The sequence below is a fragment of the Streptomyces sp. SYP-A7185 genome (assembly GCF_046103685.1).
Lineage (GTDB): Bacteria > Actinomycetota > Actinomycetes > Streptomycetales > Streptomycetaceae > Streptomyces.
In genome coordinates, this window is the sequence record NZ_CP122310.1 from 6,869,399 (window position 1) to 6,886,095 (window position 16,697).

Annotated in this window: 14 protein-coding genes and 1 riboswitch; of the genes, 6 read left to right on the forward strand and 8 right to left on the reverse strand. The window is 71.2% G+C overall.

The window, feature by feature from the left end; all coding sequences use genetic code 11:
- Genes QBL25_RS30225 through QBL25_RS30240 form a run of 4 tightly spaced genes read right to left on the reverse strand, consistent with a single transcriptional unit; the run spans position 1 to position 4,645 of the window.
- Positions 1-681: a response regulator gene (locus QBL25_RS30225; protein WP_409060100.1), complete on the reverse strand. Its 681-nt coding sequence runs from the start codon at positions 679-681 to the stop codon at positions 1-3.
- The gene (locus QBL25_RS30230; RefSeq protein ID WP_409060101.1) at positions 678-2,354 is read right to left on the reverse strand and encodes an ATP-binding protein; all 1,677 of its coding nucleotides are present in this window, start codon (positions 2,352-2,354) and stop codon (positions 678-680) included. Before QBL25_RS30230 ends, QBL25_RS30225 begins: the two co-directional genes overlap by 4 nt.
- A 28-nt stretch (positions 2,355-2,382) precedes the next feature.
- Positions 2,383-3,330: a sucrase ferredoxin gene (locus QBL25_RS30235; protein ID WP_409060102.1), complete on the reverse strand. Its 948-nt coding sequence runs from the start codon at positions 3,328-3,330 to the stop codon at positions 2,383-2,385.
- Positions 3,331-3,367: 37 nt separating this feature from the next.
- The gene (locus tag QBL25_RS30240; RefSeq protein ID WP_409060103.1) at positions 3,368-4,645 is read right to left on the reverse strand and encodes a citrate synthase family protein; all 1,278 of its coding nucleotides are present in this window, start codon (positions 4,643-4,645) and stop codon (positions 3,368-3,370) included.
- Between the two features lie 149 nt (positions 4,646-4,794).
- On the opposite strand from QBL25_RS30240, the gene QBL25_RS30245 reads away from it, so the two are divergent.
- Positions 4,795-5,964, forward strand: coding sequence for a citrate synthase/methylcitrate synthase (locus QBL25_RS30245; RefSeq protein WP_409060104.1), 1,170 nt, complete (start codon positions 4,795-4,797; stop codon positions 5,962-5,964).
- 278 nt (positions 5,965-6,242) lie between these two features.
- On the opposite strand, the gene QBL25_RS30250 is transcribed toward QBL25_RS30245, so the two are convergent.
- Together QBL25_RS30250 and QBL25_RS30255 are read right to left on the reverse strand one after the other, a co-directional pair.
- A complete protein-coding gene (locus tag QBL25_RS30250; protein WP_409060105.1) occupies positions 6,243-6,479 on the reverse strand; it encodes a hypothetical protein in 237 nt (78 codons plus the stop codon).
- 94 nt (positions 6,480-6,573) lie between these two features.
- The gene (locus QBL25_RS30255; RefSeq protein WP_409060106.1) at positions 6,574-7,146 is read right to left on the reverse strand and encodes a DUF6082 family protein; all 573 of its coding nucleotides are present in this window, start codon (positions 7,144-7,146) and stop codon (positions 6,574-6,576) included.
- 350 nt (positions 7,147-7,496) lie between these two features.
- On the opposite strand from QBL25_RS30255, the gene QBL25_RS30260 reads away from it, so the two are divergent.
- Positions 7,497-8,573, forward strand: coding sequence for a CobW family GTP-binding protein (locus QBL25_RS30260; protein WP_409060107.1), 1,077 nt, complete (start codon positions 7,497-7,499; stop codon positions 8,571-8,573).
- A 3-nt stretch (positions 8,574-8,576) separates the two neighbouring features.
- Here QBL25_RS30260 and QBL25_RS30265 read toward each other — a convergent pair whose 3' ends face one another.
- On the reverse strand, positions 8,577-11,030 hold the full coding sequence (locus QBL25_RS30265; RefSeq protein ID WP_409060108.1) for a DNA topoisomerase (ATP-hydrolyzing) subunit A: 2,454 nt from the start codon (positions 11,028-11,030) through the stop codon (positions 8,577-8,579).
- Between the two features lie 213 nt (positions 11,031-11,243).
- Here QBL25_RS30265 and QBL25_RS30270 point away from each other — a divergent pair, with 213 nt between their 5' ends.
- The 4 genes from QBL25_RS30270 to QBL25_RS30285 all read left to right on the forward strand — a co-directional run bounded on the left by QBL25_RS30270 (position 11,244) and on the right by QBL25_RS30285 (position 16,125).
- Positions 11,244-12,608, forward strand: a complete 1,365-nt coding sequence (locus QBL25_RS30270; protein ID WP_409060109.1) for a M16 family metallopeptidase — start codon at positions 11,244-11,246, stop codon at positions 12,606-12,608.
- Positions 12,605-13,990, forward strand: a complete 1,386-nt coding sequence (locus QBL25_RS30275) for a M16 family metallopeptidase (RefSeq protein WP_409060110.1) — start codon at positions 12,605-12,607, stop codon at positions 13,988-13,990. The genes QBL25_RS30270 and QBL25_RS30275 overlap by 4 nt, the downstream gene beginning before the upstream one ends.
- A 197-nt stretch (positions 13,991-14,187) precedes the next feature.
- A riboswitch (cyclic di-AMP (ydaO/yuaA leader) is annotated at positions 14,188-14,351 on the forward strand.
- Between the two features lie 12 nt (positions 14,352-14,363).
- A complete protein-coding gene (locus QBL25_RS30280; protein ID WP_409060111.1) occupies positions 14,364-15,167 on the forward strand; it encodes a M23 family metallopeptidase in 804 nt (267 codons plus the stop codon).
- Between the two features lie 253 nt (positions 15,168-15,420).
- A complete protein-coding gene (locus QBL25_RS30285; protein WP_409060112.1) occupies positions 15,421-16,125 on the forward strand; it encodes a GntR family transcriptional regulator in 705 nt (234 codons plus the stop codon).
- A gap of 226 nt (positions 16,126-16,351) precedes the next feature.
- Here QBL25_RS30285 and QBL25_RS30290 read toward each other — a convergent pair whose 3' ends face one another.
- Positions 16,352-16,633: an HPr family phosphocarrier protein gene (locus QBL25_RS30290; RefSeq protein WP_190085156.1), complete on the reverse strand. Its 282-nt coding sequence runs from the start codon at positions 16,631-16,633 to the stop codon at positions 16,352-16,354.
- Between the last annotated feature and the right edge of the window lie 64 nt (positions 16,634-16,697).

The following is a 16,697-nucleotide window of genomic DNA, read 5'->3' on the forward strand; positions in this document are numbered from 1 at the left end:
CTAGGAGGCGCTGGAGGCCCACTCGTAGCGATGCTCCGGGCGGCCCGTGTCGCCGTACTTGAGGCTGAGCCGGACCCGGCCGGAGCGCTCCAGGAGCTTCAGATAGCGCTGGGCGGTCTGGCGGCTCAGCCGGGTGCGGTCCGCAAGCTCCTGTGCGGACAGCGGGCCTTCCGCGCCCATCAGGGCCCTGCGCACCAGTTCGGCCGTGGTGGGGGAGTGGCCTTTGGGCAGCTCCGGTGCCGGAGTGGCCGAGAGTGCGCCGAAGATGCGGTCGACCTCGGCCTGTTCGGCCTCGCCCCCGCCGTCGAGCGTGCGGCGCAGGGTCGCGTACGCGTCGAGTTTGGCGCGAAGTCCCGCGTAGGCGAACGGCTTGACCAGGTACTGGAGGGCGCCGTGGCGCATCGCGGCCTGCACGGTGGCCACGTCGCGCGCGGCGGTCACCATGATCACGTCGGTCTGGTGGCCGCGCTCCCGCAGCGTACGGACCACCGCCAGGCCGGTCTCGTCCGGCAGATAGTGGTCGAGGAGCACCAGGTCGACGGGGAGTTCCCCGACGAGACGCAGTGCCTCGGCGGCGCTGTGGGCCTTGGCGGCCACCCGGAAGCCGGGGACCTTCGCCACGTAGGCGGCGTTGACGTCCGCGACGCGCACGTCGTCGTCCACGACGAGCACCTCGATCATCGTGTCTCCTCCGTGGGGCTCTGCTCGGACGTGGAAGCTGGTCCGGTCGCGGGGGCCAGTTCGGACTGGGCGAGGGCTTCGGGCAGGACCACGGTGAACTCGGCGCCTCCGTCGGGCGACGCGTCGGCCCGTGCGCTGCCGCCCTGCCGCTCGGCGAGCCTGCGGACCAGGGCGAGCCCGATGCCGCGCTTGCCGTGCGCCGGAGGCTCCTTGGTGGACCAGCCTTCCGTGAAGATCGTCTCGCGTCGTTCGGGCGGCACCCCGGGGCCCGTGTCGCTCACCCGCAGGACGACGGCGCGCCCCTCGGTGCCTACATCGACCTCCACGCGCGCGTGGAGGCTGCCCGCCGCCGCGTCGAGCGCGTTGTCGACGAGATTGCCGACGATGGTGACCAGGCCTCCCGGGTCGATCAGCCGGTCGGGCAGCGCGGTGTCGCGCGGGACGGCGAGAACGACCCCGCGCTCGGCGGCGACCGTGGCCTTGCCCACCAGGAGCGCGGCCAGCAGCGGATCGCCGATCTTCTCCGTGATCTGCTCGGCGGTCACCCGGTGCGCGCCCGCCACCTCGCCGACGAACTCCGCCGCCTCCTCGTACATCTCCAGCTCCAGGAGGCCGAGCAGGGTGTGCATGCGGTTGGCGTGTTCGTGGTCCTGGGCGCGCAGGGCGTCGATGAGACCGCGGGTGGAGTCCAGTTCGCGGCCCAGCTGCTCCAGCTCGGTGCGGTCGCGCAGGGTGGCGACGGCGCCCCCGTCGTCCGTGGGCATGCGGTTGGCGACCAGGACGCGCTGCCCGCGCACGGTCAGCAGGTCGGTGCCGGTGACCCGGCCGGCGAGGACGTCGGTCGTACGGCCCGGGCCGAGCGCGCTGTCGAGCGGTTGCCCGATGGCTTCCGTGCCGAGGCCGAGGAGGCGCTGGGCCTCGTCGTTCAGGAGGCGCACGCGGCCGGCGCGGTCCAGGGCCACCACGCCTTCCCGGATGCTGTGCAGCATGGCCTCGCGTTCCGCCAGGAGCGCCGAGATGTCGGAGAAGGCCAGGTCACGGGTCTGCCGCTGCACCCTGCGCGAGATCAGATAGGCGGCGAGGGCGCCGACGGCGAGCGCCCCGCCCGCGTAGGCGAAGAGCCCGGGGATCGAATGGATCAGCCGGGCGCGGACGCTGTCGTACTCGATGCCCACCGAGACGGCCCCCACGATCTTCCCGTCGAGGTCCCGCAGCGGCACCTTGCCGCGGGCCGAGCGGCCCAGGGTGCCGTCGTCGATCTCCATGACCTCGTCTCCGGCGAGCGCGTCGCTGGGGTCGGTGGAGACGACCTGGCCGATCTGGTCCTGGTCGGTGTGGGACCAGCGCACGCCGTCCTTGTTCATGATCACGACGTACTCGGCGCCGCTGGCGCGCCGGATCCGTTCCGCCTCCGCCTGCACGGGCCCGCCGACGGAAGGCTTCGAGGCGCGCAGGTCCTCGGCGATCTGCGGCTGGGCCGCCGTGGTCTGCGCGATGGCGAGCGCGCGGCGCATCGCCTGGTCGTCCAGCTGGTCGCTGAGCGGCGCGAGGAAGAGCCCGGTGGCGAGCACGGCGACCCCGGCGGCGATCGCCAGCTGCATGAGCAGCACCTGCGAGAAGACGCGCCGCGGCAGACCGAGGCGCAGTCGTCGGGCAGGGGAGGTCGGGCTCATGTGTACGAACGGTACGGCGAGCGGAGGGCTACTCCGAAGTCACTGTGGCGGGGATCTCCTGTACGGCTCCCCGCGTGATCGGCCGTACCGCCACCACGTCCATGCGCGCCGGGGTGGCCAGTGCCGCGCCACAGCTCTCGGGCCGGGGCGGCAGCGCTGCCCCCTGGGTGACCGTCACGCGCCAGCGGCGTCCGTCGCCGTGGGCCACCGTCACGTCCCAGCGCGGGGCCGTGCCGTCGGTCCCGACGACGCTCAGCGCGCCTGCGGCGTCCTCGCCCGTCGCGGTGCGCACCGCGAGCTCGGCGGCTTGTCCGGGGCGGTCCCAGGCGGAGCTGCCCCGGCAGCCCTCGGTCACGACGCGGCCCGTCCGCACCCCGTCGAGGATCTCCTTGACGGCGGCCTGCCCGGCGCGGCCGTACGCATAGCCGTAAGGCAGGACCAGTAGCGTGGGGGAGAAGCGATGACCACCCAGATGAGTGACTTCCCAGGCGCCGGTTTCACCGGACGCGGCGAGTTCGGCGGCGAGCGGCCTGCCCAGGAGCGCGCAACAGCGGTCACGCTTGCCGTTCGTGCAGACCAGGGCGAGCGGGTCGCCCGTGTGCGGGGTGCCGAATCCGCCGTGGTCACCCGCGCCGAGCGCCGCGAAGTCGAGGTCGAGCAACTCCTGCGGCCGGTCCGTGACATGACCGCGCAGCCAGGTGTTGCCGGGCACGGTGTGGGCCACATACACCCGGCGGCGTGCCGAGGGGTGGCTGTCGGCGTGGCGGCCGGGGCGGCGGATGAGCGCGACCCGTACGCCTGTTCCCTCGGCGGCGGCCTCCAGGGCGCGGCCGACCTCCGGATCCAGGTGGCTCGCCGTGAGCGCTTTGGCGCCCCACGGGCCCGGCTGCTCCAGCAGCAGCCAGGTCTTCGCGGTGGCGGCGGTCCCCGCGAGAGGCTCGTCGAGATCCCGCGAAGCGGTGGCGCACTTACTCACAGAGGTGAGCCTAACCTGCCTCACCTCCGGGGGTGATTCATCCTCCCTGGGGTGGCGTGGGCGTGGGCACGGGCAGGGGCTGGGGCGGGCGCAGTCCCACGTACTGCCCGCTGGGGCGCATGCGCAGCGGGCATTCCTCGTACTCCTCCAGGGCGTGGGCGATCCACCCGGCCGTGCGCGCCACGGCGAAGATCGTCTCGCCTGCCTCGGCGGGCATCCCGGACGAGGCGGTCAGGACGGCGAGGGCCAGGTCGACGTTGGCGTGCAGATCCGTGTGGCGGGCCGTGGTGGCCACCACGTCGCGGGCCGCCGCCAGGGCGGGCCCCGCCTCGGGGATGACTTCCAGGAGGGCGAACAGGGCCTCCGCGCGCGGGTCGTCGCCGGGGTAGAGCCGGTGGCCGAGACCGGGGACGCGGCGGCCCGCGCGGAGCTCGTCGGCCACCACGGGGGCCGCGCTGCCCCGGTCCAGGACGTCCAGGAGCATGCGGTGCGCGAGGCCGCTGGCCGCGCCGTGCAGGGGGCCCTCCAGGACGCCGAGACCGGCCGACACCGCGGCGTACGGATGGGCGCGGGCGGAGGCGGCCACGCGGACGGCGAGCGTCGACGCGGCCAGGTCGTGGTCGACGAGCAGGGCGAGCGCGGTGTCCAGGGCGTGCAGGGAGGCCTCGTGAGGCGCCCGGCCGCTGAGGCGCGCCCAGAGCCGCCGGGCGAGCGGGCCCTCGTCCCGGTGGTCGCGGGTGACCGGGGGCAGCGCCGCGACGAGGGTGGGGATGAGGGTGCGTGCGGTGCCGACGACGGCTTCCTCGGCGAGGTCGAAGCGGAGCGGGTCGGCTGCGGCGGCCGCGATGGCGGCCACGCGCAGGCGGTCGGTGGGGCCGCTGTGCTCGGGGAGCGCGTCGACGGCGCGGCGGGCGGCGCGGGTGGTCTCCTCCGGGGCGGTGAAGCGGATTCCGGGGCGCAGGACGCCGGTCCACAGCCACTCGGCGACCTCTTCGTACGAGTGGGCCAGGCTCAGCTCCGTCGCGTCGACGCCGCGGTAGTAGTAGCGGTCCTTGTCGATGAGCGTGATGCGCGTGCGGACCGAGAGTTCGCCGCTCGCGGAGGTGGCGGCGGGCTCCCGGCGGTTCTTGCGGGAGAGCGACTCGACCTCTTTGGCGTCGAAGGTGCTGCCCCGGGAGCCGGGGCCGCGGCGGCTGCTGAGTTGGCCGCGGCTCACGTAGGCGTACACGGTCTCCGGCTTCACGCCGAGCAGTTCCGCGGCTTCCCGGGTGCTCAGGCGCCGGCCTTCCTTCGGGGTGGCCTCTTGATCCGTCATGGGCGTCACCGTATCCACTCTGGGCCTACATTGATTGGATCAATATTGACAGGTATTGAGTCAAGCATGGACAGTCAAATCAAGTCCAGGGAGTAAATCCAGGGAGTAAGTGCAGGAAGTACGTCGTGGAAGGAAGTCGAGGGAGAAACATGCCGATCAATGGCTCCACCACCACCCCCACCGGCCCCGTGGAGGTTCCCCGCGGGCTCGCGGGCGTCGTCGTGACCGAGACCCGGCTCGGGGACGTCAGGGGACACGAGGGCTTCTACCACTACCGCCAGTACTCGGCGGTCGAGCTCGCGCGAACCCGCGGCTTCGAGGATGTCTGGCACCTGATGTTCCACGGCGAGCTGCCGGACGCCGGGCAGCGGGCCGCCTTCACCGCGCGGACCGCTGCCCTGCGCCGGCTGCCGGAGGAGGTGCGTGCCGCGCTGCCGGCGGTGGCCCGCGCCAGCGCCCTGTCGGGGCCGCTCTCCGGACTGCGGACGGCGCTGTCGCTCTTCGGCGCGGCGAAGGGTTTTCGCCCGGTGTACGACATCGACGCCGACCGGCGCCGTGCCGATGCCCTCGCCGCGACCGCCGTGGTGCCCACGCTGCTCACGGCGCTGTACCGGCTGGGGCAGGGGCTCGAACCCGTGGAGCCGCGCGACGACTTGTCGTACGCGGCCAACTACCTCTACATGCTGACGGGTTCGGAGCCCGAGCCGGAGCGGGCGAGGGCCATCGAGCAGTACTTGATCTCAACCATTGACCATGGCTTCAACGCGTCGACGTTCACGGCCAGGGTGATCACCTCGACCGGTGCGGATGTCGCGGCCTGTCTGGTGGGGGCCGTGGGAGCGCTGTCGGGTCCGCTGCACGGTGGGGCGCCGAGCCGTGCGCTCGACACGCTCGACGCGATCGGGACGCCCGACCGGATCGACGGGTGGATCCGCGAGCGGGTGCTCGCGGGGGACCGGATCATGGGCTTCGGCCACCCCGTCTACCGCACGGAGGATCCGCGCTCGCGCATGCTGCGGGGGATCGCCCAGCAATTCGGTGGGCCGATGGTGGAGTTCGCCGTCGAGGTGGAGCGGCAGGTGGAGGCGATCCTGGCCGAGCTGAAGCCGGGGCGCGAGCTGCACACCAACGTGGAGTTCTACGCGGGCGTCGTCATGGAGCTGTGCGGTCTGCCGCGCGAGATGTTCACGCCGACGTTCGCCGCGGCGAGGGTGGTGGGCTGGGGAGCCAACGTCCTGGAACAGGCGGAAGACTCAAAAATCATCCGCCCCGCGGCCCGCTACGTGGGGGCGGTGCCGCCGGTGCCGGTGCCGGTCTGACATGCACGGGGGCTGACGTGCACGGGGACTGACGTGCACGGGGGCTGACGTGCACGAGGGCTGACACGCACGAGGGGCCCCTCACGCGCGCGGAGTCCGGCACCGGTCTGGCGCCGGACCTCACGTGGCGAATATGGGCGGAGAGAGGGAAGGGTGAGACCCCCTCTGCGCGAAAGGCGGGCCGTGCTTTCCGGAGATGGGCCTCAACGGGGTGACCGGGGCACCGACCTCGACGGGCAGGCCAGGGCGGGTGCCTGTCTCAGCACTGCGCCCCCGCCTCAGACGCTGGGGATGTCCGCTTTTGCGCGGATGAGTGTCTCCCTGCTGATGATCACGATGCGCTCGTAGTCCGCGCGAGCGGCGTCCGAGGGCAGCTCGCTGTCGAGAGATGCTGTGGCCTCTGTCCCGATGACGGCGAAGTTGCCGTCGCTGAGCTCGAAAATGTCGGGGCAGGTGTCGCCGGTGAGACTGCCACGTTGGCGTGGAGACGCACCGATGCGGCGCACGATCTTCAAGAGGATCCCGGTCCTTAGGATTGAAGAGGGTCTTAGCGGGGTAAGGGTAGCCTCCCGTTAGCCCGAATCTCCGCGCGCCGCGACCAACTTCCCGCTACCCGCCGGGTGGTTGACCCTCGGATGGCGGCCGCTCCTTGGCCGGTGGTTGGTCCTCGGCCGGTGGCTCCCCCACCACCCACCACTCGTCGGACTCGGATTCCTCCAGCTCACGGATGAGGATGTCCGTCATGTATCCCACCCGGGCCTCGTCCGAGGAGTCCTTCAGGCTGGCCCGCTGATGGCGTGTCGCCTGCCAGTACTGGCGGAAGATGGGGTTCGCGCACATCACGCGCACATGCCCGTGCAGTTCTTCCCAATTGACCACGCCGATGCGGTAGGCCAGCAGGGCGTTCGTGTAGAGCGCGTTGGCGAAGAGGAACTGCCGCTGTTGAGCGGGAGACTCCGCCTCGGCGATGCTGAACACGGCAGCCAGGTCCGGATCGTCGATCGCCTTGCGCAGAAGATAGAGCTGCAGTTCGTGCTGCTCGGCCATCATGGTGCGGCGCCGGTCGGCCTGCTCGGCCTTGTCGACCTGTAGCCGGAGTTCGGCGTAACGCCGCTGTTGTGCGGCGAGCAGGGCGAAGGCCCCGAACGCGAAGGCGAGTCCCGCCCCGACGGCGGAACTCATCGCGCGTATTCCAAAAGTCTGTGTGGCCATGTCATCCCCCGGATCAGCGACCGCCCGCCGGTCGTCGGTGCGGGTCGACAGGGTGAGGACCGGCGAGCGATGGGCGGTGCGCTTGCCGCCTTCCAGGATGCCGAGCGGCTCTGATCGGCGGGGAGGCGGAGAGGAGGCGCACGGAAGGCAGCTGTGGTCGCATGTCCCGACGCCGTGCCAGATGTGTGCCCCGCCTGCGCCGCTAACAATCGTTCACTTCGCGGTGTTTCCGCGCGCTCGTATCCTGGGGCGGAATTCATTCTTCGTACGAGAGCCGGTGCTCGCGCCGGTGCACGCGTCCGTGTGAAAGGGGTCGCACGTTGACTCAGCCGTGTGCCGGGCAGATCCCGGTCGTCGTCCTCGCCGGCTTCCTGGGGTCGGGCAAGACGACCCTCCTCAACCATCTGCTGCACCGCAGCGGCGGCACCCGGATCGGCGCCGTCGTCAACGACTTCGGGTCCATCGAGATCGACGCCATGGCCGTCGCCGGGCAGCTCGGGGACTCCACCGTCTCGCTGGGCAACGGATGTCTGTGCTGTGCCGTGGACGTCAGTGAGCTCGACGCGTACCTGGAGCGGCTCGCCCGGCCCTCCGCCCGCATCGACGTCATCGTCATCGAGGCCAGCGGGCTCGCCGAGCCGCAGGAGCTCGTGAAGATGGTCCTGGCCAGCGAGAACCCGCACGTCGTGTACGGAGGGCTGGTCGAGGTCGTCGACGCCGTCGAGTTCGACGCCACCCGGCAGCGCCACCCCGAGGTCGACCGGCATCTGGGGATCGCCGACCTCGTCGTGGTCAACAAGACCGACCGCGTGCCCGAGGAGGAGCGGGAGCGCGTCCTCGCCCTCGTCCGCGGGCTCACCGACCGGGCGGCCGTCGTCCCCGCCTCGTACGGGCGTGTCGACGTGGAGCTGCTTCTCGACCGGAAGCCCGTGGGGGAGAGGACCGGGCAACTGTCCTTCGACGACCTGCACGATCACGAGGAGAAGGAGGAGAAGGAGGAGGAGGGCGGCGGGCATCACGACCACCTGCACTCCGCCTACGAGAGCCTCTCCTTCTCCTCCGAAGTGCCGATGGCGCCCCGCCCGTTCATGGCCCTCCTCGACAGCCGGCCCGCCGGGCTCTACCGCATCAAGGGGTACGTCGATTTCGGCGCCGCCGATCCGCGCAACAAGTACGCCGTGCACGCCGTGGGGCGGTTCCTGCGCTTCTACCCCGAGCCGTGGGCCCCGGGCGAGCCCCGGCTCACCCAGCTCGTCCTCATCGGGTCAGGCGTCGACGTACCGGGCCTGGAGAAGGAGCTGGAGGCATCACGCGCGTACGCCCCGCACGCTGATGCCGATGAGCACAGCATGTGGGGCGTACTGCGGTACGTGCAGGAACCGGAGCCCGCGGAGTAGGGCCTAGGCCGGGCCCGCCACCGCCGCCACCGGCTTCGACAGCGAGACCCCCGAGCCGTCGCGGCGCGGGTCGATCTCCGGCAGCTCCGCCGGCAGGCCGCTGCGCTGGGCGGCGAGCGGCGGTGTTGGGCCCGCCCACGCGAAGCTCAGGCAGTCCTCGCCCTTCAGGAAGCGCTGGACGCGCACACCGCCCGTGGCGCGGCCCTTGCGGGGGTACTGGTCGAACGGCGTCACCTTGGCCGTCGTCTGCACCGAGTCGTCGAGCGTGCCGCGCGAGCCCGCCACCGTGAAGACCACGGCGTCCACGGCCGGGTCCACCGCCACGAAGGAGATGACCTTGACCCCGTCCGCGAGCTTGATGCCGGTCATGCCGCCCGCGGGGCGGCCCTGCGGGCGGACCTGCGACGCCTGATAGCGCAGGAGCTGGGCGTCGTCCGTGATGAAGACCAGGTCCTCCTCGCCGGTGCGCAGCTCGGCCGCGCCGACGATCCGGTCACCGTCCTTGAGGGTGATGACCTCCAGCTCGTCCTTGTTCGACGGATAGTCCGGGACCACCCGCTTGACCACGCCCTGCTCGGTGCCGAGGGCGAGGCCCGGTGAGGACTCGTCCAGCGTCATCAGGCAGATCAGCTTCTCGTCCGCCTCCAGGGAGAGCAGCTCCGAGATCGGCGCGCCTCCGGAGAGGTTCGGTGCCGCGTGCGTCTCCGGGAGCTGCGGCAGGTCCACCACGGACAGGCGCAGGAGCCGCCCGGCGGACGTCACCGCGCCCACCTCGCCCCGCGCGGTCGCGGGGACGGCGGAGACGATCACGTCGTGCTTGACGCGCTTGGTGTCGCTCTCGGCGAACGGCTCGCCGTTCGCCGTGCGGGCCAGGAGGCCGGTCGAGGACAGGAGCACGCGGCACGGGTCGTCCGCGACCTGCAACGACACCGTGGGCGCCGGGGTGCCCGAGGACTCCAGGAGGACCGTGCGCCGGTCCGTGCCGAACTTCTTCGCCACCGCGGCCAGTTCGCCCGAGACCAGCTTGCGCAGCTCCGCGTCCGACTCCAGGATCCGGGTCAGCTCCTCGATCTCCGCGTTGAGCTTGTCGCGCTCGGACTCCAGCTCGATGCGGTCGAACTTGGTGAGGCGGCGCAGCGGCGTGTCGAGGATGTACTGCGTCTGGACCTCGCTCAGCGAGAAGCGCTCCATCAGGCGGTCCTTGGCCTGGGCGGAGTTGTCGCTGGAGCGGATGAGGCGGATGACCTCGTCGATGTCCAGAAGGGCGACCAGCAGGCCCTCGACCAGGTGCAGCCGGGCCTGCTTCTTGCCGCGGCGGAACTCGCTGCGGCGGCGCACGACGGTGAAGCGGTGGTCGAGATAGACCTCGAGGAGCTCCTTGAGGCCGAGGGTGAGCGGCTGGCCGTCGACCAGGGCGACGTTGTTGATGCCGAAGGACTCCTCCATCGGCGTCAGTTTGTAGAGCTGCTCCAGGACGGCCTCGGGGACGAAGCCGTTCTTGATCTCGATGACCAGGCGCAGGCCGTGCGAGCGGTCCGTGAGGTCCTTGACGTCGGCGATGCCCTGGAGCTTCTTCGAGCCGACCAGGTCCTTGATCTTCGAGATGACCTTCTCGGGGCCCACCGAGAAGGGCAGTTCGGTGACGACCAGGCCCTTGCGGCGCGCGGTCACGTTCTCCACGGCCACCGTGGCGCGGATCTTGAAGGTGCCGCGCCCCGACTCGTACGCGTCCTTGACCCCGGTCAGGCCGACGATCCGGCCGCCCGTGGGCAGGTCCGGGCCCGGCACGAAACGCATCAGCGTCTCCAGGTCGGCCCCGGGGTGCTTGATCAGGTGGCGGGCGGCGGCGATGACCTCGCCGAGGTTGTGCGGGGGCATGTTCGTCGCCATGCCGACGGCGATGCCCGACGCGCCGTTCACCAGGAGGTTCGGGTAGGCCGCCGGGAGGGTGACCGGCTCCTGCTCCTGGCCGTCGTAGTTCGACTCGAAGTCGACGGTGTTCTCGTCGATCGACTCCGTCATCAGGGACGTGGCGTCGGCCATCTTGCACTCGGTGTACCGCATGGCGGCCGGCGGGTCGTCGTTGCCCAGCGAGCCGAAGTTGCCGTGGCCGTCCACCAGCGGCAGGCGCATGGAGAAGGGCTGGGCCATACGGACCAGGGCGTCGTAGATCGACGCGTCGCCGTGCGGGTGCAACTTACCCATGACCTCGCCGACGACACGGGCGCACTTCACGTACCCCCGGTCGGGGCGCAGGCCCATCTCGTTCATCTGGTAGACGATGCGGCGGTGCACCGGCTTCATGCCGTCGCGGGCGTCCGGCAGGGCGCGCGAGTAGATGACCGAATACGCGTACTCGAGGAAGGAGCCCTGCATCTCGTCGACGACGTCGATGTCGAGGATCTTCTCCTCGAACGACTCGTCGGGCGGCGGGGTCTTCGTGCTGCGGCGGGCCATCGCTGCTGCGGCTCCTTCACGGTGTCTGCCAGGGCTTCAACGGGATCTGACGCCGACCATTGTGGACTGTCCCACTGACAACGCCGACCACGACCCGGACTTCGGGGCCGACTACGCCGAGCGCGGAGCGGGAACTTCACAGGTTGTCGGCACGCTTGCATACAGTGGCAGGACTGGCAGAATTTCCAGTTTTTCGCGATCGAAGGGACGTACATGCCCATGGGTCACACGGCCACAGCCGAGGCCGGCTCCGGCGGCCTGACAGCGACCGAGCACCGGCTGGCCAACGGCCTGCGCGTGGTGCTCTCCGAGGACCACCTGACCCCGGTCGCCGCGGTCTGCCTCTGGTACGACGTCGGCTCGCGCCACGAGGTCAAGGGGCGTACGGGCCTCGCCCACCTCTTCGAGCACCTCATGTTCCAGGGCTCGAAGCAGGTGCACGGCAACGGCCACTTCGAACTGGTCCAGGGAGCGGGCGGGTCGCTCAACGGCACCACGAGCTTCGAGCGCACCAACTACTTCGAGACCATGCCCACACACCAGCTGGAGCTGGCCCTGTGGCTCGAAGCCGACCGCATGGGCTCGCTGCTCTCCGCGCTCGACGAAGAATCCATGGAGAACCAGCGCGACGTCGTGAAGAACGAGCGCCGCCAGCGCTACGACAACGTTCCCTACGGCACCGCCTTCGAGAAGCTGACCGCCCTCTCGTACCCCGAGGGCCACCCCTACCACCACACCCCCATCGGCTCCATGGCCGACCTGGACGCGGCGACGCTGGAGGACGCGCGGCACTTCTTCCGCACGTACTACGCGCCCAACAACGCCGTCCTGTCCGTCGTCGGCGACATCGACCCGGAGCAGACCCTGGCCTGGGTCGAGAAGTACTTCGGGTCGATCCCCTCGCACGACGGCAAGCAGCCGCCGCGCGACGGCTCGCTGCCGGACATCATCGGCAAGGAGCTGCGCGAGGTCGTCGAGGAGGAGGTCCCGGCCCGCGCCCTGATGGCCGCCTACCGCCTGCCCGAGGACGGCACGCGCGCGTGCGACGCGGCCGACCTGGCGCTCACGGTCCTCGGCAGCGGCGAGTCCTCCCGGCTCTACAACCGCCTCGTGCGCCGCGACCGCACCGCCGTGGCGGCCGGCTTCGGCCTGCTGCGGCTCGCCGGCGCCCCCTCGCTGGGTTGGCTCGACGTGAAGACGTCCGGCGACGTCGAGGTCCCGGTCATCGAGGCCGCCGTGGACGAGGAGCTCGCCCGCTTCGCGGAAGAGGGCCCCACCGAGGAGGAGATGGAGCGCGCCCAGGCACAGCTGGAGCGCGAGTGGCTCGACCGGCTCGCCACGGTGGCGGGCCGCGCGGACGAACTGTGCCGGTACGCCGTCCTGTTCGGCGACCCGCAGCTCGCCCTGACCGCCGTCGGGCGCGTCCTCGACGTCACCGCGGACGAGGTCAAGGCGGCCGCGGCGGCCCGTCTGCGCCCCGACAACCGCGCGGTGCTCGTGTACGAGCCCGTGGAGGGCAACGCGGCCGCCGAGGCCGGCGAAGCCACCGACGAGGACGAAGAGGAGGCGGCGAAGTGAGCGAGGCCGCAACGATGCAGTTCCACCCGCAGCCCCAGGCGGGCACCGCACGGCCGTGGGCGTTCCCCGCGCCCGAGCGCGCCACCCTGGACAACGGCCTCACGGTGCTGCGCTGCCACCGCCCCGGCCAGCAGGTCGTCGCCGTGGAGATCCACATCGAGGCGCCGCTCGACGCGGAGCCCAAGGGCCTCGACGGCGTCGCCACGATCATGGCGAGGGCCTTCAACGAAGGCACGGACAAGCACTCCGCCGAGGACTTCGCCGCCGAACTCGACCGCTGCGGCGCCACCATGGACGCGCACGCCGACCACCCCGGCGTCCGTGTCTCTTTGGAGGTGCCGGTCTCCCGGCTGCCGAAGGCGATGGGCCTGCTCTCCGACGCCCTGCGCGCCCCCGCCTTCGCGGACGGCGAGATCGAGCGCCTCGTGCGCAACCGCCTGGACGAGATCCCGCACGAGGCCGCCAACCCGGGCCGCCGCGCCGCCAAGGAGCTCTCGCGCCAGCTCTTCCCGGCGACCTCGCGCATGTCGCGCCCGCGCCAGGGCACCGAGGAGACGGTCACGGCCATCGACTCGGCGGCGGTGCGCACCTTCTACGAGAAGCACGTGCGGCCCGCCACGGCGACGGCCGTCGTCGTGGGCGACCTGACCGGCATCGACCTGGACGCCGTCCTCGCCGACACCGTCGGCGCCTGGACGGGCGGCACCGCCGAGCCGCGTCCGGTGCCTCCGGTGACGGCGGATGACACCGGGCGTGTCGTCATCGTGGACCGCCCCGGAGCCGTCCAGACGCAGCTGCTCATCGGCCGCGTGGGACCGGACCGCCACGACCGCGTCTGGCCCGCGCAGGTGCTCGGCACGTACTGCCTCGGCGGCACCCTCACCTCGCGCCTGGACCGCGTCCTGCGCGAGGAGAAGGGATACACCTACGGCGTACGGTCGTTCGCCCAGGTCCTGCGCTCCACCCCGGAGGGCACCGGCGCCGCGATGCTGGCCATCAGCGGCTCCGTGGACACCGAGTCCACGGGCCCGGCGCTCGACGACCTGTGGAAGGTCCTGCGCACCCTCGCCGCCGACGGCCTCACGGACGCCGAGCGCGACGTGGCCGTGCAGAACCTGGTGGGCGTCGCCCCGCTCAAGTACGAGATGGCGGCGTCCGTCGCGGCCACCCTCGCCGACCAGGTCGAGCAGCACCTGCCGGACGACTTCCAGGCCCAGCTGTACCGCAGGCTGGCTGCGACCGGCACCGTGGAGGCCACCGCCGCCGTGGTGAGCGCTTTCCCCGTGGACCGTCTCGTGACGGTGCTCGTCGGTGACGCCGCGCGGATCGAGGAGCCCGTCAGGGCGCTCGGCATCGGTGAAGTGAGTGTGGTCACCGGCTGAGTGTCAGTCAGGACATATGGGGACCCCAGTGGCTGGATTTTGCTCCTGGGGTTCTCATATGTCCGAATTGCTATGGAGATTGCGTGTCTGACCTGTGGCGTGCGCTACAAATGCTCTGATCCGTTTGTCGTTTGAAAGACGGCCCGCTTAGCGTCATCCCGGCTGTTCGTCATGCAGTACGCCGCGCCCGCGGCACCGGACAGTCATCGCCGAGTCCCCGTACGGCGCGAGCCAGGGGAGCCGGGGACCCACATGTCCCCTTGGGGTGAATCGGGAACCTTGCCGAGAGGTGAGGGATCCGTAGGAGACCTTCCTGCTCCGAACCCGTCAGCTAACCCGGTAGGCGAGAAGGAAGGAAAGGATCAGCCGCTTCATGGCGTTCACCCGTGCCACCGGGAAGCACCGTCGCCCGAGCCGCCTCACGCGTACGACCGCGAACGTGGCGGGCGTCGCAGCCCTCACCACCACCGGTGTCATCGGAGGCCTGGCCGCTCCGGCGCTCGCCGCCGACGACGCGGCGGCCCTCGAACACACCGGTCTGACCCAGGCCATCTCCGTGGGCGACTCGCTCGCCGAGAGCATCGACGCGCAGGCCACCGCCCAGCGGCAGGCCGCCGACGCCGCCGCGGCCGCCAAGAAGGCCGAAGAGGCCGCCAAGAAGAAGGCCGAGGAGGCCAAGCGCAAGGCCGAGGCCGAGGCGAAGGCTAAGGCCAAGAAGGAGCGCGAGGCCAAGGAGCGTGCCGCTCGCGAGGCCGAGCGCAAGCGCCTGAACACCTACGTCGCCCCGATCTCCGGCTCGTACGTCTCCACGGGCTACCAGACCGGCGGCGCCATGTGGTCCTCCGGCAGCCACACCGGCATCGACTTCCACGCCGCGTCCGGCAGCTCGGTCCACGCGGTGGGCTCCGGCACCGTCGTCGAGGCCGGCTGGGGCGGCGCCTACGGCAACAACGTGGTCATCAAGATGAACGACGGCACCTACACCCAGTACGGCCACATGTCGTCCCTCGGCGTCACGGTCGGCCAGGCGGTCACCCCCGGCCAGCAGATCGGCCTCTCCGGCTCCACGGGCAACTCCAGCGGCCCGCACCTCCACTTCGAGGCCCGCACCGGCGAGGACTACGGCACGGACATCGACCCGATCTCGTACCTCCGCTCGCACGGCGTCAACGTCTGATCCACGCCTGACGGGCCTGACAGAGGCCTGGTCGACGCCTGATCGGCACTGATCCCGGCGGACGCCGCAGAGCACCGATTCACCGAAAGCCCCGGCTCGTCGAGAGCCGGGGCTTTCGCCGTTCCCGTATCTCCTTTGGCCAAAAGTATCCCTGGATTTCGGCCGCCCGTCGGAAATTCGGCCGTTCTGCAATAGAGTCGCGGAGCAGGCGTCGATCGACCGCGTTTCGCGGGGATTAAGGCGGAGGTCAGTCATGCGCATTCCCGCGCACTCGGTATGCACGGCCATCCGGGACGACATCGTCTCCGGTGTCTACGAACGGGGCGGCCGGCTCACCGAGGAACTGCTCGCGCGCCGCTACGGGGTCTCCCGCGTCCCCGTGCGCGAGGCCCTGCGCACCCTGGAGGCCGAGGGGTTCGTCGTCACGCGCCGGCACGCGGGCGCGTGCGTCGCGGAGCCCACCGAGCAGGAGGCGGCCGACCTCCTGGAGATCCGCGCGCTCCTGGAGCCGCTGGGCGCCGCCCGCGCCGCCCAGCGCCGCACGGAGGCCCATCTGAAGGTCCTGCGCGGCCTCGTGCGGCTCGGCCAGGAGCGGTCGCGGCACGGCCGGAGCGAGGATCTGCGCTCCCTGGGCGGCTGGTTCCACGAGACGCTCGCCCAGGCGTCCGGCAGCCCGGGCCTCACGGCCCTGCTCACGCAGCTCCGGCACAAGATCGCCTGGATGTACGTGCTGGAGACGTCGGCCGCCCCCGCGGAGGCCTGGGCCGAACACGCCGCGATCGTCGACGCGGTGGCGCGCGGGGACGCCGAGCGGGCCAGGTCGCTCACCGCGTCGCACGCGGAGCGGTCGACGGCCGCGCACCGGCCGCGCTTTCCCCGCGCAGCGGGCGCCGCGAGCACCGCTGGCGCCATGAATGCCAGAGGTGCCGCGAACGCCGTGCGTGCCGTGATCGTGTGAGGCATTGGCAACACGCCGTCAACACGACGGGCCTCCGGTATTAACAGAAGCGCCGTATACAAATAAGTGCTATTCGGCCGGGCGGCGGACGGTTGAATTCTGCTGCCCGAATGCAGAACAATTCCCCTGAGTATTTCGTGGGCGGCGGGCGCGGAAACGCCGAAGGGCCCGCCCCGGTATCGGGCGGGCCCTTCGGTGAATGCGCGTGAATGCGTGCCGGTCGTCGTCAGACGGTCTCGGGGAGTTCCTCGAGGCCGTCCGCGACCAGCTTCGCCAGACGGTCGAGAGCGGCGTCCGCGCCCTCGGCGTCGGAGGCGAGCACGATCTCCTCGCCGCCCTGCGCGCCCAGACCGAGCACCGCGAGCATGGAGGCGGCGTTCACGGGGTTGCCGTCAGCCTTGGCGATCGTCACGGGGACGCCGGCGGCGGTGGCCGCGCGGACGAAGATGGAGGCGGGTCGGGCGTGAAGGCCCTCGGCCCAGCCGACGTTGACGCGGCGCTCAGCCATGTGTTGCTGCCCTTCCAGGTGTCTCGCACTTGTCTAGACCAGTGTCTCATGCCGTCGCGGGTGC

Coding starts and splice junctions, on each gene's coding strand:
- QBL25_RS30225 (WP_409060100.1), bottom strand. CDS start 681: ATGATCGAGGTGCTCGTCGTGGACGACGACGTGCGCGTCGCGGACGTC.
- QBL25_RS30230 (WP_409060101.1), bottom strand. CDS start 2,354: ATGAGCCCGACCTCCCCTGCCCGACGACTGCGCCTCGGTCTGCCGCGG.
- QBL25_RS30240 (WP_409060103.1), bottom strand. CDS start 4,645: ATGACGGATCAAGAGGCCACCCCGAAGGAAGGCCGGCGCCTGAGCACC.
- QBL25_RS30245 (WP_409060104.1), top strand. CDS start 4,795: ATGCCGATCAATGGCTCCACCACCACCCCCACCGGCCCCGTGGAGGTT.
- QBL25_RS30255 (WP_409060106.1), bottom strand. CDS start 7,146: ATGAGTTCCGCCGTCGGGGCGGGACTCGCCTTCGCGTTCGGGGCCTTC.
- QBL25_RS30265 (WP_409060108.1), bottom strand. CDS start 11,030: ATGGCCCGCCGCAGCACGAAGACCCCGCCGCCCGACGAGTCGTTCGAG.
- QBL25_RS30270 (WP_409060109.1), top strand. CDS start 11,244: ATGCCCATGGGTCACACGGCCACAGCCGAGGCCGGCTCCGGCGGCCTG.
- QBL25_RS30280 (WP_409060111.1), top strand. CDS start 14,364: ATGGCGTTCACCCGTGCCACCGGGAAGCACCGTCGCCCGAGCCGCCTC.
- QBL25_RS30285 (WP_409060112.1), top strand. CDS start 15,421: ATGCGCATTCCCGCGCACTCGGTATGCACGGCCATCCGGGACGACATC.
- QBL25_RS30290 (WP_190085156.1), bottom strand. CDS start 16,633: ATGGCTGAGCGCCGCGTCAACGTCGGCTGGGCCGAGGGCCTTCACGCC.